The organism is Aeromonas sp. 97A, assembly GCF_051919185.1.
Taxonomy (GTDB): domain Bacteria; phylum Pseudomonadota; class Gammaproteobacteria; order Enterobacterales; family Aeromonadaceae; genus Aeromonas; species Aeromonas veronii.
On record NZ_JBQBFF010000001.1, the window covers coordinates 2036867 to 2050344 of the forward strand.

General features: G+C 58.1%; 14 protein-coding genes. 7 read left to right on the forward strand and 7 right to left on the reverse strand.

The features are described 5' to 3' along the window. Nucleotides 1-182: 182 nt before the first annotated feature. Nucleotides 183-1007 carry a CheR family methyltransferase gene (locus ACTG27_RS09035; RefSeq protein ID WP_005350656.1) on the reverse strand — a complete coding sequence of 275 codons (825 nt, stop codon included), beginning with the start codon at nt 1005-1007 and terminating at the stop codon, nt 183-185. A 17-nt stretch (nt 1008-1024) separates the two neighbouring features. Beyond that, nucleotides 1025-1936: a chemotaxis protein CheV gene (locus ACTG27_RS09040; protein WP_005334174.1), complete on the reverse strand. Its 912-nt coding sequence runs from the start codon at nt 1934-1936 to the stop codon at nt 1025-1027. Nucleotides 1937-2080: 144 nt separating this feature from the next. Between ACTG27_RS09040 and flgA the strand changes: the two genes are divergently transcribed. From flgA to ACTG27_RS09055, 3 genes are all read left to right on the forward strand, one after another. Beyond that, nucleotides 2081-2764, forward strand: coding sequence for a flagellar basal body P-ring formation chaperone FlgA (gene flgA / locus ACTG27_RS09045; RefSeq protein ID WP_268011342.1), 684 nt, complete (start codon nt 2081-2083; stop codon nt 2762-2764). Nucleotides 2765-2855: 91 nt separating this feature from the next. Continuing rightward, nucleotides 2856-3176, forward strand: a complete 321-nt coding sequence (gene flgM / locus ACTG27_RS09050) for a flagellar biosynthesis anti-sigma factor FlgM (RefSeq protein ID WP_005334177.1) — start codon at nt 2856-2858, stop codon at nt 3174-3176. After that, on the forward strand, nt 3173-3589 hold the full coding sequence (locus tag ACTG27_RS09055; RefSeq protein WP_268011325.1) for a flagella synthesis protein FlgN: 417 nt from the start codon (nt 3173-3175) through the stop codon (nt 3587-3589). The genes flgM and ACTG27_RS09055 overlap by 4 nt, the downstream gene beginning before the upstream one ends. Before the next feature lie 36 nt (nt 3590-3625). On the opposite strand, the gene yfcE is transcribed toward ACTG27_RS09055, so the two are convergent. Both yfcE and ACTG27_RS09065 read right to left on the reverse strand, forming a co-directional pair. After that, nucleotides 3626-4168 carry a phosphodiesterase gene (gene yfcE / locus ACTG27_RS09060; protein ID WP_439979522.1) on the reverse strand — a complete coding sequence of 181 codons (543 nt, stop codon included), beginning with the start codon at nt 4166-4168 and terminating at the stop codon, nt 3626-3628. A gap of 10 nt (nt 4169-4178) precedes the next feature. After that, entirely contained in the window at nt 4179-5816 is a 1638-nt protein-coding gene (locus ACTG27_RS09065; protein WP_236282292.1) for a peptide ABC transporter substrate-binding protein, read from the reverse strand. Between the two features lie 156 nt (nt 5817-5972). Here ACTG27_RS09065 and ACTG27_RS09070 point away from each other — a divergent pair, with 156 nt between their 5' ends. Next, nucleotides 5973-6872: a DMT family transporter gene (locus ACTG27_RS09070; protein ID WP_005350643.1), complete on the forward strand. Its 900-nt coding sequence runs from the start codon at nt 5973-5975 to the stop codon at nt 6870-6872. Nucleotides 6873-6891: 19 nt separating this feature from the next. On the opposite strand, the gene rsuA is transcribed toward ACTG27_RS09070, so the two are convergent. Continuing rightward, a complete protein-coding gene (gene rsuA, locus ACTG27_RS09075; protein WP_236282296.1) occupies nt 6892-7584 on the reverse strand; it encodes a 16S rRNA pseudouridine(516) synthase RsuA in 693 nt (230 codons plus the stop codon). A gap of 168 nt (nt 7585-7752) precedes the next feature. Between rsuA and ACTG27_RS09080 the strand changes: the two genes are divergently transcribed. Beyond that, complete coding sequence (locus tag ACTG27_RS09080) at nt 7753-8952, forward strand: HD-GYP domain-containing protein (RefSeq protein ID WP_439979523.1); 1200 nt, start codon at nt 7753-7755, stop codon at nt 8950-8952. A gap of 17 nt (nt 8953-8969) precedes the next feature. Here ACTG27_RS09080 and ACTG27_RS09085 read toward each other — a convergent pair whose 3' ends face one another. Together ACTG27_RS09085 and fsa are read right to left on the reverse strand one after the other, a co-directional pair. After that, on the reverse strand, nt 8970-9149 hold the full coding sequence (locus tag ACTG27_RS09085; RefSeq protein WP_043823310.1) for a hypothetical protein: 180 nt from the start codon (nt 9147-9149) through the stop codon (nt 8970-8972). Nucleotides 9150-9281: 132 nt separating this feature from the next. Further along, nucleotides 9282-9935 carry a fructose-6-phosphate aldolase gene (fsa, locus tag ACTG27_RS09090; protein ID WP_439979524.1) on the reverse strand — a complete coding sequence of 218 codons (654 nt, stop codon included), beginning with the start codon at nt 9933-9935 and terminating at the stop codon, nt 9282-9284. Between the two features lie 128 nt (nt 9936-10063). Here fsa and ACTG27_RS09095 point away from each other — a divergent pair, with 128 nt between their 5' ends. Beyond that, nucleotides 10064-10960 carry a glycyl-radical enzyme activating protein gene (locus ACTG27_RS09095; RefSeq protein ID WP_439979525.1) on the forward strand — a complete coding sequence of 299 codons (897 nt, stop codon included), beginning with the start codon at nt 10064-10066 and terminating at the stop codon, nt 10958-10960. A 4-nt stretch (nt 10961-10964) separates the two neighbouring features. Further along, nucleotides 10965-13397, forward strand: coding sequence for a formate C-acetyltransferase/glycerol dehydratase family glycyl radical enzyme (locus tag ACTG27_RS09100; RefSeq protein WP_439979526.1), 2433 nt, complete (start codon nt 10965-10967; stop codon nt 13395-13397). Nucleotides 13398-13478 lie beyond the last annotated feature (81 nt).

The window sequence follows — 13478 nt, forward strand, 5'->3', positions numbered from 1 at the left end:
GCGCATTGAGTCAGACGGCATCATTTGGCCACCTTAAGGCTTCAACCACTTTTGCGATGGCGAGATATGGTAGGTAAATAGAAAGACTGAGCTGTAGATAAAGACAGAGGGAAGCTCGCTGCTTCCCTCTTTACATGAACTGGTTATATCCGGTAAAACCTCGAATATCATGGCCATCAGGCCTATTTGACCTTGTAGACAATCCCCGGATTGCAGCGGATCATCTCAAACCGATCGGTCAACCCGGCCAGTGACTCCGACGCTCCCAGCATCAGATATCCACCGGGATTGAGACTGGCTGCAAACTGGTTGAGGATCTTCGACTTCACTTCCGGCGCAAAATAGATGAGCACGTTACGGCAAAAGATAATGTCAAACTTGCCGAGCAGACTATAACTCTCCAGCAAGTTGAGTGGCCGGAAGGTGGTCAATTTTCTGACTCGCTCGGCAACCCGCATCTTGTTGTCACCGTAAGGCTCAAAAAACATCTTCTTGCGCTCCGGTGACAAACCGCGGGCCAGAGCAAGGCTATCGTAAACGCCTTCCTTACACTGATTGAGCATGGTCGTCGAAATATCCGTCCCGACAATCTGCACGCCACCAGGCAAGGTCCCCGGCTTTTTCATCTGCTGCTCCAGTGCCGTCATGGCAATGGAATAGGGCTCCTGACCTGACGAGGATGCAGCCGACCAGATCTTGATGGGGCGGCCACTTTTCCCCAACTCGGGGAAAATCTTGTCGGTAAGAAGCTGAAACGGATAGGTATCACGAAACCAGAGGGTCTCGTTGGTCGTCATGGCATCCACCACGGCCATTTTCAGGTCACGCTCTCGCACACTCATTGCACGGGTAACCAGATCAGACAGACTCTCGATGCCAAACTGAGCCATCAAAGGTGAAAGACGGCTCTTCACCAGATACTGTTTGTTATCCCCCAGCACAATTCCGCTCTGTACCGCCAGAAAGTTGCTGAACTGTTTGTATAAGTCGTCCGAAAGTGTCTTCATGCAGCTGTTCTTCTTTATTAGAGTGCGTTTTGTACGGCCTTGGCCAATTCATCAGGCTGGAACTTGGCGATAAAATTGTTCGCACCAACTTTCTGCACCATTGCCTGGTTGAATACTCCACTGAGCGAGGTATGCAGAATAACATGCAAATCCTTGAGATTGGGATTATTCCGGATCTCGGCAGTGAAGGTATAGCCATCCATTTCCGGCATTTCGATATCCGAAATAACCAGCGCAACCTGATCCTTGATAGGACCATTTTTGGTCATTTCCAGCAGCATGTTCAATGCTTCGCGGCCATCTTTTGCCAACACGCACTCGACACCGATAGCCTCAAGCGCACGTTGTACCTGTTTGCGTGCCACTGAGGAGTCATCCGCAACAAGAACAGGACGCCCCAGAGTCGGATGGTCGACACTGGCCTGGACCAGCTCCTCACTCACATCCGTTGCAACCGGCGAAATTTCGTTCAATATCCGCTCAACATCAAGGATTTCGACCAACTCGCCATCGACTTCAGTCACGGCTGTCATGTAGTTGATGCGACCCGCACCTTTAGGCGGAGGCAGGATGGATTCCCAGTTCATATTGATGATGCGCTCGACCGAATGCACCAGAAAACCCTGAATAGAGCGGTTGTACTCGGAGATGATAATGAAGCATTTACTCAGATCATCAATCGGGCGTTTACCAACCGCCATGCTGAGGTCGATGACCGAGATAGTCTGGCCACGAATATGAGCCACTCCGCGAATGCAGGAGTTCAATTTGGGCATCACGGTCAAGGGGGGACACTGCAACACTTCACGCACTTTGAATACGTTGATGCCAAATCTTTGACGTCCATTGAGACGAAACAACAACAACTCCAGCCGGTTTTGCCCCACTAGCTGGGTACGTTGGTTGACCGAGTCCAGGATACTGGCCATAAACACTCCCTAAAAACGCTTGGCATTAATCATGCATGCGTGATGGATTGCGTCAGACTATCGATGTGACAACGAACAGATTCTGAAGCAATCATAGTTAAATATGGTGATATGCGTGAACAACTTATCGACCAACGAGCGAAAATGATTAACCGACTTTTACTCATCAGCCTCTTTTTTGGCAGCATATCTTCCAGCTACGCCTCGGACGTCACTACTTATCTGCAAGAAAAGGCACAAGAGTTCGTTTACAGCCAGCTGGATATTCCGTTGGATGCCAGAGCTGAGGTCACCTCTGCCACGCTGGATGAACGGCTCCCACTGACCCGCTGCGAAGATCTGCTCACTATCAGCTTACCAGCAAAAATGGAAATTCGCCGTAATACAACAGTTTACCTTAAATGTGAGGCAGAGAGGCCCTGGGACGTCTATCTCCCGGTGCGGGTCAGCATTCAAAAGCCCTATGTCACTGTGACCAACCCCATCGCCAAGGGGGACCTGCTGAGTGAAAGCCAGCTGGTGTTGGCCTATCAAGATCAGACCCTCATCCGCGGCGACTACCTAACTGACACCGCCCCTCTTATCGGAGTACGCAGCAAGCGGGAGCTAAAACCGGGGCAACCCATCCGTTTGAGCCAGGTTTGTGTCGTGTGCAAAGGGGATCAGGTCACCCTGACGGCAGAAAATAGCAACTTCCAGATCAAAACCATGGCCCGAGCCTTGCAAGATGGCAGCTTCGGAGAGATCATCAAACTCGTCAATATTCGCTCCGGCAAAACCGTTGAGGGTAAAGTCAGTGCGGTAGGTGCCGTATCGGTCACTTTTTAAATCCGGATCCTTGACAACTTTTTTCTAAAGTTTTGATCTGCCGCACCGATAAACAGGTAAGCAAACCTTAAAGCAGACGAAGGTAACTAAAATGGCCATCAACAATATCAACAACTTGGCGAATAATCGGTTGCAAAATACCGCTAATAGCCAGGGGACAGGCAGCAAGTCAGTCACCTCATCGCCCGAAAACAAAGCGGCTACTGTCAAGCTGGACTCCGTCTCCTTGACCAGTGAGGCGCAACAATTGCAAAAGATGCAACAAAACCTCAATACCGCCTCGACCGGCAATGAGAGCAAGGTCGAACGGCTGAAAAAAGCCGTCGCGAGTGGCGAATATCAGGTTAACAGCGACGCTGTGGCCAAGAAGATGTTCAGTTTTGAGGCCAATCTGGACAAAGTTCTGGGATGATGGACTTACCTTCGTTACTGCACACCCAAGATGATTACCTCAGCCAGATGCAAGGCATTCTGGAAGAGGAGTTCAGCTTGCTCGAACAGCATCAGGCACTGGCCCTGCCCGCACTGACCGAGCGCAAACAGCAGATGCTTGCTGCGATAGAAACTCTGGACAAGACACTGGCAGAGATACCGGAACTGGCACTGCAGCTGGCAGCCTATCCCGACGAGATGGCGCAGCTTCGTGCAAAACTGGATGCTTGCCAGGCACAAAATGATATCAACGGTCGCTTGCTTGAATTGAGCATCGTATCAAACCGTCGTCTGGCAACCTTTCTGAGTCAGCTGCGCGATCGCAACAGCCTGACCTATGACGCCAAGGGCAACACTCGCTCTGGCACCCGCTCCTACGGTATCAAGGCCTGACATCTCTTATCAGGCCTTGCATTTTTACTGTCCGTTTTAAAGCACCAGTCGCAACAACTCTCGCCCGTCCTCACACGCATTGACGCGCAGTACCCCGCCCTCATAGCTCCCGTAACTGGCAGGCAACTCGCCGCGCGGGAAACAAATCGATCCCGGGTTCATCAAGATCCGTTCCCCCTGCCACTCCAGCACAGGCACATGGGTGTGGCCGCTCAGGAACAGACTACCCGGCGGTAGCTGTACCTCGTCCGGGCGATAAAGATGGCCATGGCTGACAAACCAGCGCCGCTCATCGACCAGCAACTGGTTGTAGGGGGCTGTGATGGGAAAGCGCAACAGCATCTGATCCACTTCGGAATCACAATTGCCCCGCACCGCGATGATTTGCGGAGCCAGCTCGTTGAGCCGATCAGCCACGGCGGCCGGGTTATATCCCTCCGGCAGAGGATTGCGCGGGCCATGGTTGAGCAGATCGCCGAGCAGTAGATAGTGACCCGGCTGCCAGGGCTCAAGTTGGGTCAGCACCCGCTCCAGCGCAATGATGCTGCCGTGTATGTCGGAAATGATGGCAAGTTTCATGAAATGCTCCTCACTGCGGGCTGAAATAGAGATCCTTGGTGGCAATCGTCCCTTTCAAATTCTGGCTGGGCAGTCCCCGCAGCGCGGGATCGACCAGTCTCATCTGATTGTAATGATACACGGGGAGGATCGGCGCCTCCTCAAGCAGCAACTGTTCGGCATGCCGGTAGAGTTCAACCCGGCTCGCGCTGTCCAGCGTATTGGCAGCCTGCTCCAGCAACAGATCAAAGTCGGGATTGCAGTAGCCGCTCTCGTTACGCAGATCCTGACAACGGAAGCTGCCCAGCATGGCTGATGGCTCCACGTAATCGCCAAACAGGAAGCTTCTGGCAACCTGGAAATCACCGCTATCCTTGGCCACCTGATAGGCACCCCACTCCAGACTGTTGAGGGTGACCTGTACCCCCAGCTTCTGCCACATGGCGGCAATGGCCATCGCCATCTGCTTGTGGGTTTCTGCGCTGTTGTAGGTAATGCTCAGCTTGAGTGGATTCGCACTGTTATACCCGGCCGCTGACAACAACGCTGCCGCTTTGGCCTGGCGGGTTGGCATATCTTCAAGTGCCACAGGCAATATCACCCGGGGGTAACCCGGCATCTCCGGCAACAGCGACCATGCCGCCTGTTCATCCTGCCCGCTCACCGATCCAATGAGCTGCTGCCGATCAACCGCCATCGAGAGCGCCTGACGCACCCGCACATCCTGCAGTTCGGGGCGCTTCAGATTGAACGCATAGAGATAGGTGCCAAACAGCGGCAAGCCCCAGAGCCGCTCCGGAGATTCGCGCTTCATCTTCTGGTAATAGCCGAGGGAGACCTTGTTGGTGAGCTGTATTTCACCAGCCTCATAGCGCAGCCGTTCGGCATGTTGCGAGGTGATAGGCAAATAGGTGACCCGTCCGATACGGGTGTGAAGGTCATCCCAGTAGTGGATATTGCGCTCGGCTTCTATCTGCTCGTTTGGCGTCCAGCTTGCCAGCCGGTAAGCACCATTGCTCACCAGCTTGCCGGGCTCGGTCCATTGTTTGCCAAATTTGGCTATCGCCTTCTGGTTGACTGGCACAAAGGGGCGCTGACTGATGAGCTGCAGGAAATAGGGAGCCGGCCGCTCCAGGGTGATTTTCAGGATCTGATCGCTTTGCGCTTCAATGCCCAGATTGCCGAGCTCCAGCGCGCCGGCATAGATGGATTGCGCATTGTTGATCCCCGTGGCCAGCAGCAATCCGGCAGAAGGGGAGTTGATGGCCGGATCGAGCAGACGGCGCCATGCATAGACGAAATCAGCGGCCACCAGCGGCTCGCCATTGGACCATTTCAGTTGAGGGCGCAGGAAGAATCGCCACTCCAGCCCATCTTCACTCACCTCCCAGCGCTGTGCCTGAGCAGGGACGATATGCCCCTGACCATCTTCGCTGACAAGCCCTTCAAACAGATCGACCAGCACGGCCTCCCCCGGAAAACCGGATCGCACCAGCGCCGGATCCAGTGACTCCGGCTCGGCACCGTTGCCCTTGACCAGGGTTTGCCGATCGGCAAGCAAAGGCTGCTGCTCAACGGTGGTGGCATGGGCCAGGGGCCCAGCCAGCACGGCAAGCAATAGCGGGGAGAGCCAGCGTTGCGCCAGCTTGGGGAAGAAACCAGACCTCATGACAAAACCTCGAATAAAACCACTACAGGAGGGGAAGGCCGACGGCGCGCCTGATGAATGCCTGATGCCGCTCTTGTTATCCCCGAAAACGCCCCGTATTGTATCGGGCTTGCCCGGGAGATGGAGTCTTTCGGGTTAATTTTTTCAGGAGTTTTTATGGGTTATGAGTGGCTGGCCCTCGCGTCGGCCAGTTTATGGGCAATTGCAGCGCTAATTTCGGTCAAACCGGCCCGTCATCTCGGCGCATTTGCCTACAGCCGCTGGCGCATGTTTCTGGTCAGCCTGATGCTCGGCACCATGAGTCTGCTCACCGGTGGCTGGCAAACCCTCACCGCAAGCGCCCTGCCCCTGCTCGCCATCTCGGGGCTGGTCGGCATCTTCGTGGGCGATACCGCGCTGTTTGCCTGCATGAACCGGTTGGGGCCAAGACGCAGTGCCCTGCTCTTCTCTTGCCATGCGCTGTTTTCCGCCCTGCTTGGGCTATGGCTCTTTAATGAACAGCTGACGGGCTGGCGACTGCTGGGGGCCATGCTGGTCTTTGCCGGCGTGATGCTGGCAATCCTGTTTGGCAGACGCAGTAGCAGCAACGAGTGGGAGCAGATCCGTGGCAATCTGGCGCTGGGAATTGGCCTTGGCCTGACGGCGGCACTGTGTCAGAGCGTGGGAGCCATCATCGCCAAGCCGGTGATGATGAGTGGTGAGGTGGATGCGGTGAGTGCATCGGGTATCCGGATGGGCAGTGCCCTGCTGGCCCACTGCGTCCTGCGGCTGGGGCGCTTGCCGCTGGCCATGCCGCTCAAACCGGTCAATCGCCATATACTCGCCATGATTGCCACCAACGGTTTTCTGGCGATGGGGCTGGGGATGACGCTGATCCTGATGGCGCTGCGGCAGGGCGAGGTGGGCATGGTGGCCATTCTCTCCTCTACCACGCCGGTACTGCTGCTGCCGCTGTTGTGGTGGCACTCGGGGGAGCGGCCATCCATTGCCGCCTGGGCGGGTGCACTGATTGCCACCTTGGGCACGGCGCTGGTGCTGGGTTTCAGCACTCACTGACACCCAGCACCATCCCAGATCAGAACAGGGCAATCTCCTCAGCGGTCAGCTCGCGGTATTCACCTAGTGCCAACTCTTCATCCAGCGTCAGGCCACCCACCCGCTCGCGATGCAAGCCAACGACCTTGTTGCCGATGGAGGCAAACATCCGCTTGACCTGATGGTACTTGCCTTCGTGGATGGTAAGACGGGCCTCGCACTCGCCGAGAATTTCCAGCTGGGCAGGACGGGTTTTATCGGTCTCGTTACGCAGGTAGACCCCTTCGGCGAACAGCGCGATCGCATCCGGGCTCACCGGATCGGCCAACCAGACGTGATAGGTCTTGGCACACTCGTGGCGCGGCGAGGTGATGCGGTGGGACCATTGACCGTCGTCGGTCACCAGCACCAGACCCGTGGTATCGAGGTCGAGGCGCCCCACTACATGCAGCTTGCCCATCGCCGGTTCATCCATCAGGAAGAAGACAGTCGGGTGATCCGGATCCTCGTTGGAGCAGACGTAACCTTCCGGCTTGTGCAGCATGAAATAGCGGTTGCGCTGCTCCAGCGTCAGCAGCACGCCGTCAAACTCGATCTGGCTCTGCTCATTGATATGAAAGGCGGGCTGCTTGACCACAATGCCATCCACCATGACCTCGCCCTGACGGATCAGTTTGCCTGCCAGCGAGCGGGTCAAATCGGAACAATCGCACAGAAATTTATCAAGCCGCATTCACAACCTCGGAGTCCAACAAGTAAAGGGGCGTCATTATATCGGGCGGGGGCGACAACGCCACTGTTAAGGGGTTGCCAATTATGACGAACTGGTCATCCGATGTTACACTTCTCCGGTGTGACCCATCCGAACGATACTCATAATAATAAGAGTCAGGAAGCCCTCATGAAGTCTCAAGCATCCTATCCCGTCATTCCCGTCAACCAGCTGAAACCCGGCATGTATGTCATTGCTATCGCCAGCCAGACAGGTGGGATGGAGATCGCCCAGATGGGCTTGGTGACCAGCGTGGCGCAAATTGCCAATCTGGTGCGTCAGGGGGTGCTCACGGTACGCATCGATCTGGCCCGCAGCAAGCTGGGCAGTGCCGAGAGTGACGCCGTTACCTCCCCCGATCTCAATGCCAACAGCGCCCAGGTAGGGCGCCGTGCCAGTTCCAACGGCGAAGGACGGGAGCTTAAAATCCGCCGCCTCTATCAGGAAGCGCGCGAGCTGCAAGGCAAGTTCATTCGCCACCTTAAAGCGGGTGAGCCCATCGACATCACCCCGCTGGCAGAAGTCGCCGAAGAGATGGTGGACACCATGTTCACCCACGGCGATGCCATGCTCTGTCTGGCCCGTATTCGCGCCAAGGATGCCTACCTGATGGAGCACTCCATGAATGTGGCCATTCTGCTGGCCAACTTCGGCCGCTATCTGGGACTGGAGCGCAGCGTGCTCAAGGAGCTGACCCTGGGTGGCCTGCTGCACGACGTGGGCAAGATCATGACCCCGGACGAGGTGCTCCACAAACCGGGCAAGCTGACCGATGAGGAGTTCGCCATCATGCGCCAGCATGTGGTGCACAGTTACGAGATCCTCAGCAATACCCCGGGCATCACCCCCACCATGCTGGAGGTGGCCGCCAACCACCACGAGCGGCTCGATGGCTCCGGCTACCCGCAACGACTGAAGGGGGAGCAGCTCTCCCTCTATACCCGGATGAGCGGCATCGTCGATGTCTATGATGCCATCACTGCAGATCGAGTCTACAAAGCGGGTATGCAGCCGACCCAGGCCTTCCGCATTCTGCTCAAGGGGATCAATCAGCACTTCGATGCCGAACTGGTCACCAAGTTCATCAAGTGCATGGGGGTCTATCCGGTGGGCACTCTGGTACAGCTCTCAAACCAGCGCCTGGCTATCGTGATGCAGCGCAACGAGCAGCAGCCGCTCAAGCCGGTGGTCAAGGTGATCTATCACGCCACCCAGCGTCACTACCTCGAGGTACAGTGGCTGGATCTGGCCAAGTCAGGGGTGCAGGAGAGCATCGAAAACACGGTCGACCCCAAAGAGTTCGGCATCAACCTCGCCAACTTCTTCTAATCCCTCACCTCGGAGCTTCATGATTGGCGCTGGCTGTCGAGCCAGTGCCGGATCAGAAACTCCTCATCCAACGGCGAGAGATCAAAACGCAGGCTGGCCTCTTCAATGGCAGAGATATCGTGCTGGTGATGCTCACTGAGCCAACGCACCGCACGACGCAAATCTTCACCATGGGGGAGTAGCAGATGGTCGCTCATGGGATACCTCCGGTAGACTGCAGGGCGGCCCGCGAATGTAGCCACCTCTTTCCAGTCTAGTCGGTCAATCCCCATCACCCGCGCTTCTTCACCCTCCCCCTCTCAATCACGGCAATCAGCTTGTCACCGGGATCAGCGACCGAAGGCGCGCTGCCAATCCTGATCAAACTTCGCCAATGCCGCATCCACCGCAGGCACATTCAGCAACTGCTCGGCCACATCAAGCGGCAAGGTGATCGATTGGCAACCGGCCAGCAGGCAGTCGAGCGCCTGACGGGGAGTGCGGAATGACGCTGCCAGCACCTTGCTGTTCGGCGCGTGCAGCACAAGCAGCTGTTGCAACTCCTGCACGGTAGCAATGCCATCGCCACCCTGGGCATCCAGCCGGTTAACGTAGGGCGCGACATATTCCGCCCCCGCCACCGCCGCCAGCCAACCCTGCAGCGGGGTATAGACAGCGGTGCCCAAAGTCGGCACACCGTTGGCGGTCAGGCTCTTGATGGCAGCCAGCCCCTCTGCGCATACCGGGATCTTGATCACCAGATCCGGGTCCAGCTCACGCAGGGCGAACGCCTCGCGCACCATCTCGGTTTCGGTTTTGGCCATCACCTGGGCAAACAGGCGTGCCTTGGGCCCCAGTACGTCGCGCAGGACGGGCAGCAGCTCACAGAGCGGCAATCCCCCGGCGGCGGTAATGGAAGGATTGGTGGTGACACCGGCCAACGGCAGGATCCGTGACCAGCGACGCACTGCCGCCACATCGGCGGTATCGAGATACAGCTCCATCTCTAACTCCTTAACGGGATGTTCAATATGTCGCCATTCTAGCGATAAAACATCTGCAAATAGCTTGATCGAAATCAAATCAACTTTCGAATGAAAGCAAATAGAATGCAAATACAAAAGGAGGCGGTATGATTTTTGACCTGCAACGATATTCAACTCACGATGGCCCCGGCATTCGCACCCTGGTGTTTCTCAAGGGGTGCTCGCTGGCCTGTCGCTGGTGTCAAAACCCGGAAAGCCGCTCTCCCAAGCCGGACATACTACTCGACCGGCGCCAGTGCATCGAGGGATGCCAGCTCTGCTGCCAGGCTTGTCCGGCAATCTTGCGTGACAGCCAGGGTGTCCAGCTCGTCCGCTCAGCCCTCGGCAGTCAGGATGTGGAACGGCTGCGCGGCCTCTGCCCCAGCGAAGCGCTGCAGGTGTGCGGTCGGGAGGAGAGCCTGGACACCCTGATGGACACCATCTTGCGGGATCGTCCCTTCTTCGAGCGCAGCGGCGGTGGCGTCACCCTCTCCGGCGGCGAGCCGTTTATGCAGCCCGACTTTACCGCTGCCCTGCTGGCCCGTTGCAAGGCCAAAGGGCTGCACACCGCGGTCGAGAGCTGCCTCCATGTGCCCTGGCACCAGATTGAGCCAAGCCTCCCCTCACTGGATCTGGTGCTGGCGGATCTCAAACACGTTGATAAAGAACGTTTCTTCCACTGGACCCGCGGCAAGGTGGAGCTGCCCATCGCAAACCTCAAACGCCTCGCCGAGCACGGCGTGCCCATGCAGATCCGGGTGCCGCTCATTCCCGGCTTCAATGCCGACCGCGCATCGATCGAAGCCATCACCGACACCGCCGCCAGCCTCGGCACGGTGCAGGAGATCCACTTCCTCCCCTACCACACCTTAGGCGTGGGCAAATATGCCCTGCTGGATCTGCCCTATCAGGCGCCGGAGACACCGCTCGACGATCCCGATTTACTCAGCTTTGCCCACGCATACGCCCAACGTCAGGGGCTGACCCCTGTGACCAGAGGATAAGATCATGACCCAGCTCGACCTCAATACCCTCAGCCCGCGGATCCGCGCCCACAAAGAGAGCCTGATCCACATCGTTCAGCCACCGGTCTGCACCGAGCGTGCCCGCCACTACACCGAGGCCTATCGGGCTCATCTCGCCCGGCCGCTGCCGGTGCGCCGCGCTCTTGCACTGGCTCATCACCTCAAGGCGCGCACCATCTGGATCAAGCACGACGAGCTCATCGTTGGCAATCAGGCCAGTCAGGTACGGGCGGCGCCACTGTTTCCTGAGTACACGGTGAGCTGGATTGAGAAGGAGATCGACGAGCTGGCTGACCGTCCCGGCGCCGGTTTTGCAGTCAGCGAAACCGACAAGGCGATCATCCACGCCCTCACCCCCTTCTGGCGCGGCCAGACGGTGCAGGATCGCTGCTTCGGCCTCTTTACCGACGAGCAGAAAGCGCTGCTGGAGAGCGGCATCATCAAGGCCGAGGGCAACATGACCTCGGGGGATGCCCACCTCGCGGTCAACTATGAGGAGCTGCTCACGCTGGGTCTCGATGGCTTCAAGGCCAAGGTGGCCGAGCGCCGCAGTCGGCTAGATTTCGCGGATTGGGCCGATCTGCAGCGCGAGCAGTTCCTGCACGCCGTCGCCATCACCCTGGATGCGGTCAGCGCTCACATCTCGCGCTACGCCGCACTTGCCCATGATATGGCAGCACAAGAATCTCGCCCCGAGCGCCGAAACGAGCTTGAGACCATTGCGCGCAACTGCGCCCACATCGCCCACCAGCCCCCCGAGACCTTCTGGCAGGCGCTGCAGCTCTGCTACTTTATCCAGCTCATCCTGCAGATCGAATCCAACGGTCACTCGGTGTCGTTTGGCCGGATGGATCAGTACCTCTACCCCTGGTATCGCCGCGAGGTGGAATTGTCGGAATCCCTGCCTCGGACGCGCGCCATCGAACTGCTGCAAGGGTGCTGGCTCAAGTTGCTGGAGGTGAACAAGATCCGCTCCGGCACCCACTCCAAGGCCTCCGCCGGCAGCCCGCTCTATCAAAACGTCACCATCGGCGGCCAGAACTGGCGGGATGGCAGTGCCCATGACGGGGTCAACGGCCTCTCCTACGCGATTCTGGAGTCCTGCGGCCAGCTGAGATCCACCCAGCCCAACCTCTCGGTGCGCTACCACGCCGGGATGAGTGAGGATTTCCTCGACGCCTGCATTCAGGTGATCCGCTGCGGCTTTGGCATGCCCGCCTTCAACAACGACGAGGTGGTGATCCCCGAGTTCATCAAGCTCGGGGTGAGCGTGGAGGATGCCCACCACTACGCCGCCATCGGCTGCATCGAGACCGCCGTACCCGGCAAATGGGGCTACCGCTGCACCGGCATGAGCTTTATCAACTTCGCCCGCATCCTGCTGGCGGCGCTCGATGGCGGCCGCGATGCCACCACAGGCAAGGTATTCCTGCCCCAGCCCCAGTCGCTGCGAGACGGGAGTTTTGGCAACTTTGACGAGGTGATGGCCCGCTGGGATGAGCAGGTGCGCTACTTCACCCGCAAATCCATCGAGATCGACTGCGTGGTCGACAGCGTGCTGGAAGCCCAAGCCCATGACATCCTCTGCTGCACCCTGGTAGATGACTGCATCGAGCGCGGCAAGACCATCAAGGAGGGGGGCGCCGTCTATGACTGGGTCTCCGGTCTGCAGGTGGGGATCGCCAACCTCGGCAACAGCCTGGCAGCCCTGAAGAAACTGGTGTTCGAGCAGGGGATTGTGGATCAGCAAGAGCTGGCCGAAGCACTCGAGCAAGATTTTGCCGGACTGGCGGGGGAGCAGCTGCGCCAGCGCCTCACCAACGCCGCCCCCAAATATGGCAACGATCTGGACGAGGTTGACCTGCTACTGGTGCAGGCCTACCAGAGCTACATCGACGAGCTCAAGGGACTGCACAACACCCGCTTCGGCCGCGGCCCCATCGGCGGTACCTACTATGCGGGCACCTCCTCCATCTCCGCCAACGTGCCCTTCGGTGCCGCCACCATGGCCACCCCGGATGGTCGCCGTGCCCGCACGCCGCTGGCAGAAGGGGCCAGCCCCTCCTCGGGTTCGGATCGTCTCGGCCCGACGGCGGTGTTCAACTCCATCGGCAAGCTGCCCACGGCGGCCATTCTCGGCGGGGTGCTGCTCAACCAGAAGCTGAGTCCGGCGAGCCTTGAGAATGAGCGGGACAAGGCCAAGCTGATGAGCCTGCTGCGCACCTTCTTCGAGGTGCACAAGGGGTGGCACGTGCAGTACAACATTGTCTCGCGCGAGACCCTGCTGGCAGCCAAAGCCAATCCAGATCAATACCGGGATCTGGTGGTACGGGTGGCGGGCTATTCAGCCTTCTTCACCGCCTTATCCCCGGATGCGCAAGATGATATCATCGCCCGCACCGAGCACAGTCTCTGACGGGGCGCACCCATGGCGCCAGTGACGTCATATGATTGGCAAGCCACCCCACGGGTGGCTTGCCGCTATCCACCACCTTGC